The sequence below is a fragment of the Patiriisocius sp. genome (assembly GCF_051252435.1).
Classification (GTDB): domain Bacteria; phylum Bacteroidota; class Bacteroidia; order Flavobacteriales; family Flavobacteriaceae; genus Patiriisocius.
On the sequence record NZ_JBPOFW010000003.1, the window covers coordinates 347162 to 366079 of the forward strand.

16 protein-coding genes are annotated in these 18918 nt (G+C 36.1%); 6 read left to right on the plus strand and 10 right to left on the minus strand.

The window, feature by feature from the left end:
* Nucleotides 1-72 precede the first annotated feature (72 nt).
* Nucleotides 73-1005, minus strand: a complete 933-nt coding sequence (locus ACSHW7_RS09065; protein WP_435679023.1) for a peptidylprolyl isomerase — start codon at nucleotides 1003-1005, stop codon at nucleotides 73-75.
* Between the two features lie 210 nt (nucleotides 1006-1215).
* Here ACSHW7_RS09065 and lysA point away from each other — a divergent pair, with 210 nt between their 5' ends.
* On the plus strand, nucleotides 1216-2421 hold the full coding sequence (gene lysA, locus ACSHW7_RS09070) for a diaminopimelate decarboxylase (RefSeq protein ID WP_435679024.1): 1206 nt from the start codon (nucleotides 1216-1218) through the stop codon (nucleotides 2419-2421).
* Between the two features lie 37 nt (nucleotides 2422-2458).
* Here lysA and recQ read toward each other — a convergent pair whose 3' ends face one another.
* Nucleotides 2459-4654 (minus strand): DNA helicase RecQ, encoded by a 2196-nt coding sequence (gene recQ, locus ACSHW7_RS09075; protein ID WP_435679025.1) that lies wholly within the window; start codon nucleotides 4652-4654, stop codon nucleotides 2459-2461.
* A gap of 216 nt (nucleotides 4655-4870) precedes the next feature.
* On the opposite strand from recQ, the gene ACSHW7_RS09080 reads away from it, so the two are divergent.
* The 3 genes from ACSHW7_RS09080 (at nucleotide 4871) to lptB (ending at nucleotide 7757) form a co-directional block, all read left to right on the plus strand.
* Complete coding sequence (locus tag ACSHW7_RS09080) at nucleotides 4871-5836, plus strand: KpsF/GutQ family sugar-phosphate isomerase (protein ID WP_435679026.1); 966 nt, start codon at nucleotides 4871-4873, stop codon at nucleotides 5834-5836.
* A gap of 117 nt (nucleotides 5837-5953) precedes the next feature.
* Nucleotides 5954-6817: a twin-arginine translocase subunit TatC gene (tatC, locus tag ACSHW7_RS09085; protein WP_435679027.1), complete on the plus strand. Its 864-nt coding sequence runs from the start codon at nucleotides 5954-5956 to the stop codon at nucleotides 6815-6817.
* A gap of 187 nt (nucleotides 6818-7004) precedes the next feature.
* Entirely contained in the window at nucleotides 7005-7757 is a 753-nt protein-coding gene (gene lptB, locus ACSHW7_RS09090; protein ID WP_435679028.1) for an LPS export ABC transporter ATP-binding protein, read from the plus strand.
* 130 nt (nucleotides 7758-7887) lie between these two features.
* Here lptB and ACSHW7_RS09095 read toward each other — a convergent pair whose 3' ends face one another.
* Nucleotides 7888-8940, minus strand: coding sequence for an NAD(P)-dependent alcohol dehydrogenase (locus ACSHW7_RS09095; protein WP_435679029.1), 1053 nt, complete (start codon nucleotides 8938-8940; stop codon nucleotides 7888-7890).
* 190 nt (nucleotides 8941-9130) lie between these two features.
* Nucleotides 9131-9874, minus strand: coding sequence for a CDP-alcohol phosphatidyltransferase family protein (locus ACSHW7_RS09100; RefSeq protein WP_435679030.1), 744 nt, complete (start codon nucleotides 9872-9874; stop codon nucleotides 9131-9133).
* 181 nt (nucleotides 9875-10055) lie between these two features.
* Here ACSHW7_RS09100 and ACSHW7_RS09105 point away from each other — a divergent pair, with 181 nt between their 5' ends.
* Both ACSHW7_RS09105 and ACSHW7_RS09110 read left to right on the plus strand, forming a co-directional pair.
* Nucleotides 10056-11129, plus strand: a complete 1074-nt coding sequence (locus ACSHW7_RS09105) for a PorV/PorQ family protein (protein ID WP_435679031.1) — start codon at nucleotides 10056-10058, stop codon at nucleotides 11127-11129.
* A 25-nt stretch (nucleotides 11130-11154) separates the two neighbouring features.
* Complete coding sequence (locus ACSHW7_RS09110) at nucleotides 11155-12342, plus strand: DUF4105 domain-containing protein (protein WP_435679032.1); 1188 nt, start codon at nucleotides 11155-11157, stop codon at nucleotides 12340-12342.
* A 114-nt stretch (nucleotides 12343-12456) separates the two neighbouring features.
* Here the strand turns inward: ACSHW7_RS09110 and ACSHW7_RS09115 are convergent, their stop codons facing one another.
* The 6 genes from ACSHW7_RS09115 to ACSHW7_RS09140 are packed head-to-tail and all read right to left on the minus strand — an operon-like array spanning nucleotide 12457 to nucleotide 18905.
* Entirely contained in the window at nucleotides 12457-13851 is a 1395-nt protein-coding gene (locus ACSHW7_RS09115) for a sugar transferase (protein ID WP_435679033.1), read from the minus strand.
* A 31-nt stretch (nucleotides 13852-13882) separates the two neighbouring features.
* Nucleotides 13883-14899, minus strand: a complete 1017-nt coding sequence (locus tag ACSHW7_RS09120; RefSeq protein WP_435679034.1) for a glycosyltransferase family 4 protein — start codon at nucleotides 14897-14899, stop codon at nucleotides 13883-13885.
* Nucleotides 14871-16157 (minus strand): O-antigen ligase family protein, encoded by a 1287-nt coding sequence (locus ACSHW7_RS09125; RefSeq protein WP_435679035.1) that lies wholly within the window; start codon nucleotides 16155-16157, stop codon nucleotides 14871-14873. The genes ACSHW7_RS09120 and ACSHW7_RS09125 overlap by 29 nt, the downstream gene beginning before the upstream one ends.
* Nucleotides 16158-16213: 56 nt before the next feature.
* Entirely contained in the window at nucleotides 16214-17269 is a 1056-nt protein-coding gene (locus ACSHW7_RS09130; protein WP_435679036.1) for a glycosyltransferase, read from the minus strand.
* Entirely contained in the window at nucleotides 17269-18378 is a 1110-nt protein-coding gene (locus ACSHW7_RS09135) for a glycosyltransferase family 4 protein (RefSeq protein WP_435679037.1), read from the minus strand. The genes ACSHW7_RS09130 and ACSHW7_RS09135 overlap by 1 nt, the downstream gene beginning before the upstream one ends.
* Entirely contained in the window at nucleotides 18378-18905 is a 528-nt protein-coding gene (locus tag ACSHW7_RS09140) for a serine O-acetyltransferase (protein ID WP_435679038.1), read from the minus strand. Before ACSHW7_RS09140 ends, ACSHW7_RS09135 begins: the two co-directional genes overlap by 1 nt.
* Nucleotides 18906-18918 lie beyond the last annotated feature (13 nt).

Below are 18918 nucleotides of genomic sequence, written 5' to 3' on the forward strand. Positions count from 1 at the left end.
TACTTTAATTTGAAATTTCAGTTCAAAAAAAAAGCCTCCAAATATTGGAGGCTTTCATATATAAAAAAATTATTATCCTTTTATATCCATTAATTCTACATCAAAAACCAAAGTAGCATTTGGAGGAATTACACCGCCCGCACCTTGGGCTCCGTATCCTAAATCACTTGGAATTACAAAACGAGCTTTATCGCCTTTATTTAGCATTAAAATTCCTTCATCCCATCCAGCAATTACATGACCCATTCCTACTGGAAATTCAATTGGGTTACCTCGCTTGTATGAAGAATCGAACGTAGTTCCATCTGGTAACATTCCTTTGTAATGTACCGCAACAGTTTGTCCAGAAGTTGGTTTTGCACCATCCCCTTTCTGAATTATTTTATAATGTAACCCACTATCTGTTTTATCAAAACCAGCAGTTAAATCTTTCATTGCATTTTCTTGTGCTTTTTTAGCTGCTGCTTCTCTCTCGGCTTTTGCACCCGTAAATTTTCTGAAGGTTTCAACGGCGTTAAATGCTTCGGCATCTGCTCCTACTCTTATAATTTCAACTTTCATGGTATCACCTTGCGCAACACTATCTACCACATCTTGTCCTTCAACAACATAACCAAAAACGGTGTGCTTGTTATCCAACCAATCTGTAGGAACGTGTGTTATAAAAAACTGACTCCCGTTTGTTCCAGGACCTGCATTTGCCATTGAAAAAACTCCTGGCTTATCGTGCTTTAAGTCTGGGTGAAATTCATCATCAAATTTATACCCTGGACCACCTGCGCCTGTACCTGCAGGGTCTCCCCCTTGAATCATGAAATTTGGAATTACACGGTGAAATGTGAGTCCGTCATAATATTTAGTTCCTTGAGGTTTTGCTTTATTTTCTAGATTTCCTTCTGCGAGTGCCACAAAATTGGCAACCGTTCCGGGAGTTTTTTTATAGGTTAATTGGCCTAAGATTTCGCCTTTTTCAGTAGTGATTTTTGCGTAAATACCGTCTTGCATTGTTCTGTTTTTTAAAGAATTGCGTCATTGCTTTTGTGCCTTGACTTTTGAAGGTGCAAAGGTAAAAAATTGTTATTGAACAATCTCGATAAACCATCTTAAAGTAAACCTAAGATGTTTAGGCGATCTAACATTTCAGAAAAAATTAAGATTACATTAAACTCGCTTTTAAATTTACCGCTTACATTTGTCAATTAATCTATAATCAAAATGAAAGAAAAAGACCTTTTACAAGCAGTCGCTTCTCACGGAAGTCCCCTTTATGTTTATGACGCCTCAAAAATTGAGTCGCAATATAAACGTTTATCAACTGCATTTAAGAAGGTCAAACAGGTAAAATTTTATTACGCGGTTAAAGCTCTGTCTAACATTTCGGTTTTAAAACTAATGAAAAAATTGGGAGCAGGACTTGATACTGTTTCTATCCAAGAGGTTAAACTGGGCTTGACCGCGGGCTTTGACCCTATAGATATTATATATACGCCCAACGGCGTATCGCTTGAAGAGCTAGAGGTAGCTAAAGATTTAGGCGTACAAATAAACATTGATAATTTGAGTATTCTGGAGCAGTTTGGTTCGAAATATCCAAACCATCCTGTCTGTTTACGTATCAATCCTCATGTTATGGCTGGTGGAAATACCAATATTTCTGTAGGGCATATTGATAGTAAATTTGGAATTTCAATACACCAAATGCCGCACATTAAGCGAATTGTTGAAAACACAAAAATGGTTATCAACGGGATTCACATGCACACAGGAAGTGATATTCTAGATATTGATGTTTTTATTTATGCTTCTGAAATATTATTTGAAGCAGCTACTAATTTTGAATCACTAGAATTTATAGATTTTGGCAGTGGCTTTAAAGTACCCTATAAAGAAGGAGATGTTGAAACAGATATTGAAGAGTTAGGGAACAAATTGAGCAAACGTTTTATAGATTTTTGCACTGAACATAACAAAGAGCTTACCCTTGCTTTTGAACCTGGAAAGTTTTTAGTGAGCAAATCTGGACAGTTTTTGGCGAAAGTAAATGTCATAAAGCAAACAACCTCAACCGTTTTTGCACAGATAGATAGTGGTTTCAACCATTTAATTCGCCCAATGCTTTATGGCTCGCAACATGTGATTAAAAATGTTTCAAATCCTGAGGGTAAAAAACGTTTTTATTCGGTGGTTGGTTATATCTGTGAAACAGACACATTTGCTACCAATAGACAAATTTCAGAAATAAGAGAAGGAGATATTTTATCTATTCAAAACGCTGGTGCATATTGTTTTAGCATGGCGAGTAATTATAATTCGAGATATCGCCCTGCGGAAGTTTTGTTTCACAAAGATGAATTTCATTTAATTCGGAAACGAGAAACAATGGACGATTTACTGCATAATCAAATTGAAATAGCGATTTAAAAAAAAGAGGAATGATAATTATCATTCCGCTTTTTTTTCAATTTCCGACTTCACTAATAAATTTAAGTCTATATAGCCGAAGCTCTTCGTGATCATAATCGCCATCAAATTCCTCCATGGCATCTTCTATTTTATCACTTTCTGCTTCAAGAAAATATTCATGGATTTCTTCTTGCTGTTCATCATCCAAAATTTCGTCGATCCAATAACTTATATTTAGCTTTGTTCCACTAAAAACGATCGCTTCCATCTCTTTGATGAGTTCGGGCATTTCAAGACCTTTGGAATTTGCAATATCTGTCAATGGCAATTTGCGATCTACATTTTGAATAATATAGAGCTTGTTTGCACTATTACTTCCGGTTGATTTTACAATAAAATCATCTGGTCTCTCGATGTCGTTATCTGCAACGTATTGCTTGATTAACTTTATGAAGGGTGCTCCATATTTTTTTGCTTTCCCATCTCCCACTCCGTGAACATTAGATAGTTCTTCAATAGTAATAGGATATTTTAGAGCCATATCTTCAAGGGATGGCTCTTGAAATATAACAAATGGCGGTAAGCTAAGTTTATCTGCCGTCTTTTTAAGTTCTGCTTTTAACAACTTAAATAAATTTTCATCTGCTACAGCACCACCGCCTTTTTGAGAAATAATGATAGAGTCATCATTTGCTTCTTTGAAAGAGTGGTCTTCGGTCATCATAAATGAGGTTGGATTGAGTAAAAATGCTTTTCCTTCCTCAGTTAATTTTATGACACCATACGTTTCAATGTCTTTTCTTAAAAATCCAGCAACAAGTAATTGTCTCAATAATGCCATCCAGTAGGAAGCATCTTTATCTTTTCCGCAGCCAAACACCGAAATTTGATCAGTTCGATGCGATTTAATCATTGCATTTGCCTTACCTACAAGAACATTTACAATTTCTTTACTTTTATACTGTTCGTTGGTTTGGTCAACAACATCTAGCAATGTTCGTGCTTCTTTCTTTGCCTCTTGTTTTTTCTTAGGATAACGCATGTTGTCATCCATATCGCCACCTTCTCCCGTTTCATTGTCAAATTCTTCTCCAAAATAATGAAGTATAAATTTTCTACGAGACATAGAGGTTTCGGCAAAGCCCACTACTTCTTGCAGTAATGCGTGACCTATTTCCTGTTCGGCAACAGGTTTTCCGCTCATAAATTTTTCGAGCTTCTCAATATCTTTGTAACTATAATACGCAAGGCAATGGCCTTCTCCCCCATCACGGCCCGCGCGACCAGTTTCTTGGTAGTAACTTTCTATACTTTTAGGGATATCATTATGAATCACGTAGCGCACATCTGGTTTATCAATTCCCATTCCGAATGCAATGGTTGCAACCACAATATCTGCGTCTTCCATCAAAAACATATCTTGATGTTTTACTCTTGTTTTTGCATCAAGTCCCGCATGGTAAGGCACAGCTTTGAGACCGTTGACTTGTAAAATTTGCGCGAGTTCTTCCACGCGCTTTCGGCTGAGACAATAAATTATACCGCTTTTACCTTCGTGTTCCTTTACAAATCGTGTAATGTCACTATCAACATTTTTTGTTTTTGGTCTAATTTCATAATAAAGATTAGGTCGATTAAATGATGCTTTAAAAGTATTGGCATCACTCATTCCTAAATTCTTTAAAATATCCTCCTGCACTTTTGGCGTTGCTGTTGCGGTAAGTCCAATGATTGGTATGTTATCGCCTATACGCTGAATTATCGCTTTAAGGTTTCGGTATTCTGGTCTAAAATCATGCCCCCATTCACTAATGCAATGTGCTTCATCAATGGCGACAAATGATATCTTTTCAGTTTGAAGAAAATCTACATATTCTTCTTTGGTAAGGGATTCTGGAGCGACATAGAGCAGTTTTGTTATGCCGTTAGAAATGTCGCTCTTTACTTGTTTGACTTCGGTTTTGTTAAGAGACGAATTTAAGACGTGTGCGATTCCTTCTTCCGAAGAAAGTGATCGCAGTGCGTCTACTTGGTTTTTCATAAGTGCAATCAACGGTGATACTACAATAGCAGTACCCTCTTGCATCAAAGCGGGGAGTTGATAACATAGGGATTTCCCACCGCCCGTAGGCATGATGACAAAGGTATTTTGTTTATCGAGTATGCTTTTTACAACTTGCTCTTGTAATCCTTTGAACTTGGTGAACCCAAAAAAATGTTTAAGTGATGCGTATAATTCTGTATCGCTCACGATATGTTTGTTTTTACTGAACCAGCAGTGTTTACCAGCTCAAATTATTTAGTGTTTAATAATTGCGTTAACTCATTTACAATTGTAATTTTGTAACGCTCAAAGCACAACATCTATTATCGTGCTAAAATCAATTTGTAACTAAAAGTTTGTTTTTTTTCGATTACTAAATATAGTAATTAATAAAAGAGTAGCAAACTTTGTAAAGTCTAAAATTTGAACAACGAAGACCGTATCATTTCAGTAGCAAGAAAAACTATTGAAACTGAAAGCCAGGCGATTAAAAATTTAATTCCATTAGTGGACAAAGCTTTTGCCGGTGCTGTAAATTATATTTTTAATAGTAATGGACGCGTAATCGTTACTGGAATAGGAAAAAGTGCGAATATAGCTACAAAAATTGTTGCTACTTTGAACTCTACTGGAACGCCTGCCATTTTTATGCATGCTGCAGATGCGATTCATGGCGACCTTGGAACGGTGCAAGAAAATGATAGCGTGATTTGTATTTCAAAAAGTGGAAATACTCCAGAAATCAAAGTTCTCGTTCCTTTGATTAAAGCAGCTGGCAATAAATTAATTGCTATCACCTCAAATACCGAAAGTTTTTTAGGTATTCAATCAGATTTTATTTTGAACGCGTATGTTGAGAAAGAAGCGTGCCCCAACAACTTAGCGCCTACGTCTAGCACCACTGCCCAATTGGTTATTGGCGATGCTCTGGCTATGAGTTTGCTAGACTTACGCGGATTTTCGAGTCAGGATTTTGCGAAGTTTCACCCAGGCGGTTCGCTTGGAAAACAGCTATATTTAAGAGTGAGCAACCTTACGGAATTGAATGAAAAACCTCAAGTTGCGCCAGATACAGATATTAAAGGAGTCATTCTTGAAATCAGTAAAAAAATGCTCGGCGTGACTGCTGTCATTGAAAATGATAAAATCGTTGGAATTATCACCGATGGTGATTTGAGGAGGATGCTTGTTTCAACCGATAGTTTTGCAGGTTTAACTGCGAAAGATATTATGAGTAAAAACCCAAAAACCATTGACAATGATGCGATGGCCGTACAAGCTATGGAAGTCATGGACACAAACGGTATAACCCAAGTTTTAGCAGAAACAAATGGGAGATATGCTGGTGTGGTTCATATTCATAATTTGACAAAAGAAGGGATTATATAGTAGCCCCACGAACCCACGAAGGGGGAATTTAAATACCAAAGCCCCCTGCCTTGGAGGGGATGGGGGAGGACAATATTAAGTTTTATTAATGCTGAAATGTATTTCAGCGATACTATAATGAAAAAACAAATAGGTAAAACTACAAAAACAGCCGAAAAGGAAATGTCCTTTTTGGACCATCTTGAAGAATTGAGATGGCACTTGATACGCGCTACAATTGCTGTTGTAATTGTTGCATGTGTTGTTTTTTTGATGAAGAGCTTTATTTTCGACACCTTATTATTCGGTCCAAAAAACCCAGATTTCCCTACCTATAGATTACTTTGTAAAATATCTAACCTAATGGGTTTGGAAGAAAGTTTTTGTTTTCAAGACCAAGCTTTTAGAATACAGAGTAGAACGATGGCAGGGCAATTTTCTGCTCATATATGGACATCTATCACACTTGGTCTTATCGTTGCGTTCCCTTATATTTTATGGGAATTTTGGCGTTTTATAAGCCCGGGAATGAAAGGAAATGAACGTCGTACAAGTCGTGGATTTATATTTTCGGCTTCGTTTTTATTTTTTTGTGGAGTACTCTTCGGGTACTACGTAGTAACGCCACTTTCCATCAATTTTTTAGGTAGCTATCAAGTGAGCGAGCAAGTATTTAATGATATTGACTTATCAAATTATACAGGATTGGTAAGGGCATCTGTGCTTGCTAGCGGAATTATTTTTGAACTTCCCATCATTATTTATTTCTTGACCAAAATAGGCATAGTAACTCCAGAATTTCTTAAAAAATATCGTAAATACGCCATGGTTTTGGTATTGATTCTTTCGGCAATTATTACGCCCCCGGATATCGCCAGCCAAGTAATCGTAGCTGTTCCCGTCCTTATTTTATATGAATTAAGTATTTTTATTTCAAAATGGGTGCTTCGAAAACAACGGAGATTAGAACGACAAAACGCTAAACGAAATCAAACAACATAGTCGTCGTTTTTCCTATTTCAGAAATTACTATTACTGAAAAAATCATAAAAAAATTTAATGGAAATAATGATAATTTGGGCTTCGGAAATATTAACTGTATTTTTAACGTTGTTACAATAACAATAGGAGTTTAATCGATTTAGTCAAACTAGAAAAATAGGGATTCCCGTCTTCACGGAAAATAAATATGAAATTAAGAGCCGAAAATTTAATGAAGCAGTACAAAGGCCGAAAGGTGGTGAAAGGAATTTCGGTGGAAGTAAATCAGGGTGAAATCGTGGGATTGCTTGGTCCCAATGGTGCTGGAAAAACGACTTCTTTTTATATGATTGTTGGGCTGATAAAACCCAATGGTGGAAATATATATCTTGAAGGAACAGATATTACAAACTTCCCCATGTATAAAAGGGCGCAAAATGGAATTGGGTATCTTGCGCAAGAAGCTTCGGTTTTTAGAAAGTTGAGTATTGAAGATAATATTTTGAGTGTATTGCAATTGACAAAACTTTCAAAGAAAGAGCAGCTCATGAAAATGGAGTCGCTTATTGAGGAATTTGGTTTAGGACACATACGAAAAAGTAGAGGTGATTTGTTGAGTGGTGGTGAACGCCGCCGTACCGAAATTGCCCGCGCACTCGCAACAGACCCACATTTTATTTTACTAGATGAACCTTTTGCAGGGGTTGACCCTGTTGCTGTTGAAGATATTCAACGCATCGTGGCACAACTTAAAGATAAAAATATAGGCATTCTTATTACTGATCATAACGTACAAGAAACCCTTGCCATTACTGACCGCACGTACTTGATGTTTGAAGGAAGCATCCTCAAACACGGAGAACCAGAAGAACTTGCGAGTGACGAAATGGTACGTAAAGTGTATTTGGGACAGAATTTTGAGCTGAGAAAGAAAAAGCTTGATTTTAAGAGCGAGGTTTAGGAAATTTATTAAAAATAGGTTTCGACTGCGCTCAACCAGACAACTAATAATAAAAAGACCCTTTATTTTGTTGAAATAACGGGGCTTTACGTTTAATATTCTTGCCACGTCTTTTGCGTGGCTCAAAGTGTTATGACTCTTTTAGAGATTTCATATCAATAACAAAACGATATTTAACGTCGCTATCTTTTACTCTTTCAAAAGCTGTATTGATATCTTGAATATCAATCATCTCAATATCGCAGGTAACATTGTTCTCTCCACAAAAATCTAGCATCTCTTGTGTTTCTTTAATACCACCAATTAATGAGCCTGCAAGTCTCTTTCTTCCCCTAATCAAATTACCACCGTGAACATCCTCTAATGGCTCAATAGCACCAACGAGTACCATTGTTGCATCCACTTTAAGTAATTCTAAATAGGGGTTTACATCGTGACTTACGGGAATGGTATTCAAAAGAAAATCGAATGTGCCTTTGTGTTCTTTCATGGCGTCCTCATCCTTTGATATCAAAACAGAATCTGCACCCAGTTTTTTAGCATCATCAGTTTTCGACTCAGATGTTGTAATCATAACCGTCTCAGCTTTCAATGCGTGTGCGAATTTTACTCCCATGTGCCCGAGTCCACCAAGTCCGATCACTCCCACTTTATCTCCTTCTTTTACTCCCCACGTTTTTAACGGCGACCACGTTGTGATTCCTGCACATAATAGTGGTGCAGCTGCTGCAGTATCAATATTCTTGGGAACTCGTAAAACAAATTCTTTATTTACTACCACTTTTTCTGAATAGCCACCAAAGGTATGTCCGCCTAAGTGTTTATCTTCTCCATTATAGGTCATCGTCGCACCGTTCTCACAAAATTGTTCCAAATCGTTTTTACAAGAATCGCACGTCTGGCAAGAATCTACCATACACCCTACTCCTACTAAATCTCCTTCTTTAAAATCGCTTACATTATTTCCAACAGCAGTTACTTTTCCTATTATTTCGTGTCCGGGAACTACGGGATACTCACTCCCTCCCCAATCATTTTGTACTTGATGAATATCACTATGACAAACACCGCAATATAAAATATCAATTTCTACATCATCTTTGGTAAAATCTCTTCTTTCAATCTTCATCGATTCTAAATCTGCAGATTCTTTCTTTGCCCCGTATGCTTTTACTTCGCTCATTTCTTAATTTGTTTTTTGGATTCAAATAAAGATACAACCTAACTTAGGCAAAGTCGAAATATTATATCGAGTTTGTATTTAGTTTAACATCTAGTGTTATAATCTTGTGAAATTATGAAGCAATTTTCCTCCGGAAATTTTAAATGGTTGTTACATTTTTGAAGAAAAAGAAGAGTTTATAATTAAAATATTAAACTTCTGAAGGTTTCCAAAAGAGTGAAATAAGAATATACAACGCAATAATTATTGGAATTGCAATAAATTTAAGCAACATGATCAAGGCGAAACAAACAATCAAAAACACATACCGAATACTGTTTTTCTTAACGCCCCACGTTTTAAATTTTAATGCGAAAAGTGGCAATTCGACATTTAAGAGAATGCAACTAACCAAGGTCAAAATTATCAATAACCATTTGTTGAGTATGATTGCTTCAATTTGCGTGGTGTTTTGAAATGCGAGAATGAGTGGTAAACTTAAAACAAGTAAGGTGTTTGCAGGCGTTGGCAATCCTATAAAACTTGATGTTTGTCGTGTGTCCACATTAAACTTTGCAAGACGATACGCAGATGCTACGGTAATTAACAATCCTATAAATGGAAGATAACTTAGTAAGGAGGTATTCCAGCCATCTTCGGCAAAAACATTTATAATATTTAACGTATGTCCCGTTAACGCTTGGCTTAACAGTTGCACCATGACAACCCCTGGCACTACGCCACTTGTAATCATATCTGCCAACGAATCCAATTGTAAACCAACCTCGCTATGAGCGTTGAGCGCTCTTGCAGCGAGCCCATCAAAAAAATCAAAGAAGATACCTGCAAAAGCAAAGAATGAAGCCGAAACCAAATCCCCCGATACCGCAAAAATAATAGCGACACAGCCACATAAAAGATTGAGCGAAGTGATTATATTAGGTATTTGTTTCATGTTTTTAATATTTCAGAAATTAAAAGAATCCACTTTTGAATTACAGCATACAAAATTTAATAGTGTGGTTTTGTAAAAATAGCAAAGTATTTTCGTCTAACTACCGTAGCGCACAATATGTGTGCAAAATAACAGTTTAATATCTTGTAAAATAGTACCATATTTGCCTAAAATTCTAAGCTTGAAGAATAACTTATTTTTATCCCTTTTTATCTGCCTTTTTACCGTAATAGCCTCCGCGCAAACGGTGCGAAAATACTCCAACGAATTTTTAAACATCGGGGTTGATGCTGGTGCATTTGGTATGGCAAATGCTGTAGTGGCTTCAACGGGAGATGTAAATTCTGGTTATTGGAATCCCGCGGGACTTGTCAATCTTGAGGATAAGGAACTTGCGTTGATGCACGCTTCATATTTTGCAAATATTGCCAATTATGATTATGCTGCTTTCGCAATGCCACTGGACGATCAAAGTGCGGTTGCGCTTTCTGTGATACGTTTTGGGGTTGATGATATTTTAAACACCACGCAATTAATCGACGACCAAGGACAGATAAACTATGACCGTATTAGTCTTTTTTCAACAGCAGATTATGCATTTACTTTCTCGTATGCCAAGCGATTGCCTTTGGACGGATTAAATGTGGGGGTGAATGCAAAAGTGGTACGACGAATAATTGGTGATTTTGCCTCTTCATGGGGTTTTGGGCTTGATGCAGGATTGCAATTTAAAAGAGGAAATTGGAATTTTGGATTGATGGCGCGAGATATTACAACGACATACAATGCGTGGTCCATTGATGAAGCCAAGTTTGCTGAAATTCAAGGTGCCGTGGAAGGACAAAACCAAGATTTACCGGAAACAACTGAGATTACAATCCCAAAACTTCAAATTGGGATGTCTCGTAAATTTGTATATCACTACGACTATTCTTTCCTTGCAGAAGTAGATATGAATATTCGTTTTGCGCAAACTAATGATATTATTTCAAGCTCATCGGTGAGTATTACGCCTTCATTGGGATTACAGTTTGGATATATTGATATGATTTATCTACGCGGTGGAGTTGGTAATTTTCAAAATATTCAACAATTAGATGGTGAAGATTCTGTTGGGTTCCAGCCTAACATTGGTGTTGGTTTTAACTATAAAGGAATCCAAGTGGATTATGCTTTGACCGATATTGGTGATCAAAGTCCAGCATTGTACTCTAATGTTTTTTCGCTGAAAATGGATTTGAGTATCTTTAGATAATCTAAACTCAAAACGTTTACACTTCATGAAAAAGTTACTTTTTCTTATAACTATATTTTCATTTTCATTCATTTATTCTCAATCTGGTTTAATTTCAGAAGCACCACAATTTAGCGTAATTACGTTGGGGCCTGGAGATAATTTGAATGACTCTTTTGGACATAATGCGTTTAGATACACCGATGCTGCAAACAATATTGACGTAGTGTATGACTACGGAAGGTTTGATTTTGATACCCCTAATTTCTATTTAAAATTTGCACGCGGAAAATTGCCGTATGCTTTGGGAAGATCAAACCACGATACTTTTTTTACTTATTACGAAAGTCAAGAACGAACTATTGAAGAGCAAGTTCTCGACTTAAATCCAGAAGAAGTTGCCACGCTTTTTGATTATTTAGAGAACAATTTTTTACCCATGAACAGAAATTATAAATATGATTTCTTTTATGATAATTGTGCGACTAAAATACGCGATGTGCTTGTTGAAGTTTTAGGCAACAAATTTAATTTTAATGATAGTTACGTTTCTGAACCGAAAACGTTTAGAACGCTAATTCAAGAGCGGCTTAACAGAAACAGTTGGGGAAGCTTGGGTATTGACATTGCGCTTGGAGCTGTCATTGACAGAAAAGCGACTCCTTGGGAACACCAATTTTTACCAGAGTTTGTACACGATGCAATTGGTGTCGCAACCATTACAGAAAATGGTATCGAAAAGCCATTGGTTAAAGAATCTAAGACAGTTTACAAGGCTTCTCCACAAGAAAAGTCAAACTCATTTTTTACGAGCCCGCTTTTTGTTTTTATGCTCATCGCTATAGCTATTTGTTACATTACTTTTAAAGATATAAAACAAAATAAGCGCACGAGATGGCTGGATAGTGTATTGTTTTTTAGTACGGGGTTAGTCGGGTTTTTACTATTACTACTGTGGTTTGGCACAGATCATACGGCAACGGCAAGCAATTATAATCTGCTTTGGGCAATGCCGCTCAGCCTACTATTCTTTACACTTATAGGCAGTAAAACTCCTAAAAAGTGGTTACGCCGTTATGTGTTTTTTTTATTATTAATGCTCGCATTAATGGCGTTCCATTGGATTACGGGAGTAGAGATTTTTGCAATAGCGCTATTGCCACTATTGTTTGCTTTTGGAGTTCGCTATATCTATTTGTTTAGATATTTAGGTAAATTCAATAAAGTAGAATAATCATTTTTTCTTCGGAAATGTGACCTGAATTTTATGTGTTGTTTTGGATTTTACCTCAGCTAAAATTACAAAGCTTGCTATCAATAAAAACAAGCTAACAGCCCAAATGAAGTATCATTGTCCGCGGAAGAAAATAATTGTGCTCAATGTTTTTACTACAATACTGATGTCTAGAAATATACTGCGGTGTTTTATATAATACAAATCGTATTGTAGCTTTTCGAGTGCATCTTCTTGTGTCATTCCGTACTTTGCATTTACCTGCGCCCAACCGGTAACTCCAGGCTTTACAATATGCCTCACTTCATAAAACGGAATTGTTTCTGAAAGATTTTCAACAAAAATAGGTCTTTCGGGTCGGGGTCCAATGACGCTCATTTCGCCTTTGATCACATTGATAAATTGTGGGATTTCATCAAAGCGTGACTTTCTAAGAAACCTTCCGAATTTTGTTACTCTACTATCCGCTATTTCGGCAAATTGCGCTCCGTGCTTTTCTGCATCGGTTACCATGCTTCTTAACTTATAGATTTTAAAATGTTTTCCGTTTTTACCAATTCGGGTTTGTGTGTAGAACATGGGTCCTCTGTTGCCCAGCAAATTTCCGAAGATAATAATTGGTGAAATCAAGAGACCAAATGCCAATCCCAAAACAGAAAAAAACAAGTCTAAAACACGATGAAAAAATAAATAGAGCTTGTTTTGATTGCTTCGGCTAAAAGGAAAATAGCGGTAAAAATCCTTATCCACGTGTTGCACTGGCACCCTATGTGTAATCTCCTCATAGACTTGCGTATATTCTCTAATGGGAACCCCGTTTTCGAGGAATGCAATGAGCTTGTTGTACAATGGCACGGTCATACCCTCTGCTTGTGGTGTGGCTATAACGATTTCAGAAATAAACATTTCAGCAATACTCTCTGCAGTGTCTTTCTGATTAATTTTTCTCACATGCGGACTTAGAAAAGGATTTTTTAAATCTTCTTTTGTACTCACAAATCCAACAACACGATAATTAGGGTCACTCTTTTGAAGCGAATCTATAATTACATTAACATCTTCTTCATTGGCAATCAACAATACTCGTTTATTAAATCTAGGTGCTGAAATGAGAACAATGTATGCGTATCTCCAAATAAATAGCGCGAGGTTTATTGCTATATAGAAATAGACAATTTGTAGTCTATTTTCAGGTAACATTGGGGTAAAAAACGGGGTTAGTAAATAAAACAGTACCGTTAACGATGATGTAAGAATCACATTTTGAACTACAACTTCAAATTTGCTAGCTTTTTGCAGATTATATAACTCAAAAATAGTTGCAAAAATGGTAAGGTAAAATGCTAAAACAATGGACCAAACCCAATGGACAGAGTTGATTTTAAAATAATCAAAATTAAACACTTGACCTATGGCATACAATAAAGCTAACACGCTCACAATGTCTAGAATACGTAAAAGAACTTTACGCTCAGAGATATCAAAATGGATACTTGATTTTTTAGACATTGGGGCTAATATGGTAAACCAAAAATAACAATTAATCTTTTAGTACCGTGAACCAATTTTCCTTAACTCGTTTCCAGTCAAATTGTTCAGCAAATTGGTGTGCATTTTTAGAAAGCGCTACTACTTTTTCGTTGTTCTCAAGCAACTCTTTTATGGCCGCAACGAACAGTACTTTGTCATTTGGTTCAACTAATACACCCGTTTCATTATTTTTAATAAGAAATGGCAATCCGCCCACATTTGTTGAAATGACGGGCAGTCCCAATGCCATAGCTTCGATAACGCTCACGGGCATATTGTCGAAGTTTGTTGTATTGATAAAAATATCATGCTTTTTTGAAACTTCAATCCACTCAGATTTCGTTAGTTTTCCCATAAAATTTACTGGTAAATTATACTGTTTAGCATATTCTCGACATAAGGCCAATGTTCCATCTTTTTCGGGCCCCACCATAGTTAGAGTAGCTGGAATCTCTTCGGAAATGAGCTGTCTTAATATATCTAGTGCTAATTGTGGATTGTAAATTTTTGAAAAAGAACGAACCCAAAGTAATCTTGCCGATACATTTTCTCTCTGCAAAAAAGGATAATTTTCAATTTCGATGGTATTAGGAATGTGAGTAATATTTTTATATCCCTCTTTTTTAAATGCTTCAAACAAGTAGGAAGAAGGCGCAATATTGATTTTTGCATTCTGAAATAACTTTGCCGACGCCTTTGGACTTTTTTTAAGTCGGTCTGGTAAATTTCCACCGTGTAAAATGGGGATGTAAGGGATGTTGAGTTTTCGGCATAAGCTCGCCACTGCGACAGCGTATTTAAAGTTGAGTGTGCTATATGTATCAATTAGTATAATGTCTGTCTCATTTCGGTGTTTATAAACCGTATGTAACATATCTAATAACCGCCATGCTTTGTTTTTTTTTGAAGATGTAGTTGTGACTGAAAACCCTTCATTTTGCAGTTGTTTGCTCAAAGTGTCAATAGTGGTTAATGTAGCATTGCCCACACCGCTTTTGTTACCTACGTAGAGTATTCTTCTTTTCATGTAGCAAGGTTATTAGGCAAAGTCCATAAATAAAACCGGGAGCGGCAATGCGCATGGAGGTATGGTTAATCGTGGCGAACCAAAAGAACAAAAAAGGGATTAAATAATAATTTGACTTGTTTTTGAGCCAAAGAAATATTGGTGCGAACATTAAAATTAATAGACCTACAATACCCAGTATTCCATGCTCGGACAACATTCTACTTATCTCATTGTGTGTTGCAGAAAGTTCACCCGTATTAACATATCTATATTCTTTGACCTTCCCTACTCCTATTCCAATAATTGGATTTTCTGCAAACGCTTCTAGCTCTGTAGTAATGAGCTCTGACCTGCCCGTTGTAATATCGTCTTTTAAAACTCCTGCTGCGTTTTGATTAGTGTACCGTTTGTCAATGAGCCCAGAAGTAGAAATTGAGACTATGAGCCAAACAGCCGTCATAACACCAATTATTGTAAAAATCCTTGGAATCAATCTTGACTTTTCAACCTTTGGTGCCCGTTTAAAATAAAAATAAGTAAACAAAAGAGCACAAACCACAGCAGTTATAACGCCACCTCTTGAGAATGTTGCAATAGCTCGATAACTTACTGCAGCCAACAAAACCAAATCTATAATGTTTAAAAAATTACTTTTAATAACCAACAACCTTGAATACAAAATAAACATTGCCAAGCCTAGAACCGTTGCTACTTGATTAGGACCAAACCCTCCAGATGCTGCAAAATTTGATGCTGTTCCATTAATAGCATCCCTTAAATCTGGTGTAAAAACATATAAATATGTAGTCATTGATATAATAGGAAACATTGCAGCAAGTAATATTTCTTGATATCGCTTAGTGGTGATTCTATTTTCATAACAATATAAAGCACTAACTGCTAGACAAGCAGGACCACTAAGATTAAACCCTACAGCATTCCCCACTTTTGCACCATAATCAAGTGTAACAGATGCTACAAAAATGCCTGGAATTAAACAAAAAATAAAAATCACATACGGCCAAGATTTAAGTTTGAATCCTGTGTAGAACATACCCAACCCTAAAAATAATATTACTGCATATTTTACAAATTCATATGTAAATGCACCTCCCGTCATACGTGAAAAAACTTCAAATCCCATTACATAAGCTGCCCCTAACAAGGCCTCGTTATTTCTATTTGAATTTGAAAAAAGGCGATATAAAAAATAAAGAATAGCGACCAACAAAAATATTTTTGCCGAGGCCTGAACCATAAATACAATAAGTCCCATCGCAATATGCAAAAGTAATAATTGAACGTAGGTTATTTTTTTTATATGTTTGATAACTATGTGTTTTTATAAAAATCAAGTAGTTGGGGCAACACTGTACTCACTCCATAATTACTTATAATATGTTTTTTAAATAATTGTCCATCTTGCATCTGCCTGTTTTCATTTTCTACATAATTCATTAATGCATTTGCAAGTTTAAAACTATCACCGTTATCCACTATGGTACCAAATGTACCAATAACTTTAGGACATTGCCCAACATTTGTGCACACCACAGCCAAGCCGGAAGTCCCATATTCTAACAACGCCATGGGTAGGCCCTCATCTCTTGAAGACAAAACACCTATTGAAGCATTATCGAGGACAGCCGGAACATTTGCGACCACTCCATTAAAAATCACGCTATCGGCAAGTCTGTTCGAATCAACAAAATCCTTCAATTCCCTTGAATAATCATCTCGAAAATCTTTACCAATTAACTTCAATTTCCAATCTGGATGTTCTTCATTTAAAATCTTAAATGCCTTTAATAAATTGATATGATTTTTAGGTGCTTTCAAATTAGCAACACAAACAATCACGTTTTCACGTTTCTTTTTTTCTTCGGAAATGTTAGAATCTGAAACAAAATTAGGCAAATAAGTCACTTTTGAAGTGCTCAAATTTTTCTCACACCAAATCTTTAATGGCTCATTTACCGTTAATATCCCTGAAAATAATTTTGAACATCCATAAAGTGCTCTGTTTTCCTTTCTACCAGAACGAACTCTATTTCCTTGATGCTCGTGCCAAATTATTTTGATTCTTGGCATCGTTAATTTCAAAAGGCTCGCAAAAAAGTATGATGTTGTGTGTGCATGGACAATATCAATATTGTTTTTTTGGACAAATTTCTTTAAACGTTTAAGCGCACTTAAATCAAAAGTTGCCTTTTTATCGACAAATATATAAGGGATATCCTTTAAAATGGATTGTTTTAAAATACCTTCTTTTCGGGTAACTGCAATTGCACTAAACTCAATCTCACTTGAAAGGGCATTTGCAAAAGTTACTGCCACACGCTCAGCCCCACCTGCTTCAAGACTATCTATTAATTGTAACACTCTCATTACAATAGTTTTTTAATTTCGGACTCAAAAAGATCCAGTGTATATTTTTGGGACCATTTTTCGCCCTTTTGGGACATAGCGTTTAAAGCATCTTTATCTGAAAGTAATTTTGTCAACGCTATTTTATCAACCTCTAAATCTAAATCCAACAGCATCCCTCTTTCCCCAAACCCGAGCATCCAAGGCACGCAGGAAATCGACGTTGCAATAGGAATAGTCCCCCAAAACATAGCTTCGGCAACGACTTTGGGCCATCCTTCAGACTTTGACGGAAGTATTAAAAAATCGCTTTCTCGATAAGCCTTTTTTAAAGTTTCGGCATTTTGATTTCCTTTCAAAATAATATGTTTTTGAAGGTTATTATCTGAAATGTAACGTTCTAGTTCTTGTCGTTTAACTCCATCCCCATATAATTTCAGCGAGCAAAAGATTCCGTTTTTTATTAATTTTTCTAATAATTGAATTGCGTACAAAGGCCTTTTCCCTTCAACGAGACTGCCCACAAATACAAAATTGAATGGAGCATGAAATCTCTTTTTATCAATCTTCGAAATTTCCGAAGCCCTATAAGAAGCTGTAAAAAAGGGTTTTATATTTTTTGATTGATTGGGCCATTCGCCATATACTAAAACTTGCATGTTTTTAGTCCAGAAAGTATTTGACAACAGCCATTTTTGAAATCTATAGCTCAAAGGTTGCTTCGCATTTGGATCCCAATTTCCGGCATATTTTGCAGTCTTTGTTTTTAACGGGAAAAAAATTTGGGCAATGCAGCCCAAAAGACCAATATTTCCTGGGCATCGCAAATGGATGTGATCTGCTTTATTCATTTCAGTAAGTAGCCGCCACATGATAAATGGTAAAGAAATCAAAGATTTAAGTGAAAAAAATAAATTGCTGAATTTAGGAAAAGGAATACTTTTTACTTCGATATCTTTTCGGTCAAAAACATCTGTTAACAAGATATCTTTATAATTTGTAGGAGACACTATAGTAACGTTTGCGATTTTCTCCAACCATAAATTCATTTCTTTAACATAAGGTGCGTAAGATTGGAAGTTATTACCTATTCTAAGTGTGGGAGCTAGTGTGACGATGAGTAATTTCATTATATATAATTACTAGAGTCATTTGTACTTATCATTTCAGCAGGTACTCCAACAACCGTTGTGCTTGGTGCAACATCCTTAACAACTAATGAGTTGGCACCAATAACTGCATTATCATTAACCGTTATTGCTCCAGCGATAGTTGCATTTGCGCCAATATAAACGTTGCTTTTTATAACAGGTACACCACGTTTTCGTCCTCTTCCACTTACCCCAATGGTAACACCTTGCGAAATATTACAATTATCCCCAATAATCGTATTTGCGTTAATAATAATATTTCCAAAATGCCCAATATATAATTCTCTCCCTACTATAACTGAATAGGGAATTGAGATACCGGTCACTATTTCAATCCATTTTTGACTCATTACGCAAAAAAGAAGGAGAATTTTTTTTATAGGTTTAGGGGTTTTTGAAGTATATATTGAGTTGTTAAGCCTATAAATAAATAACGCCCACAAACCTTGTTGCGTTAGCATTAAAACAATGCCAGACTTTCCAGAATAGCGCTTGTATTTTTTCAAATCTGAAATGAAC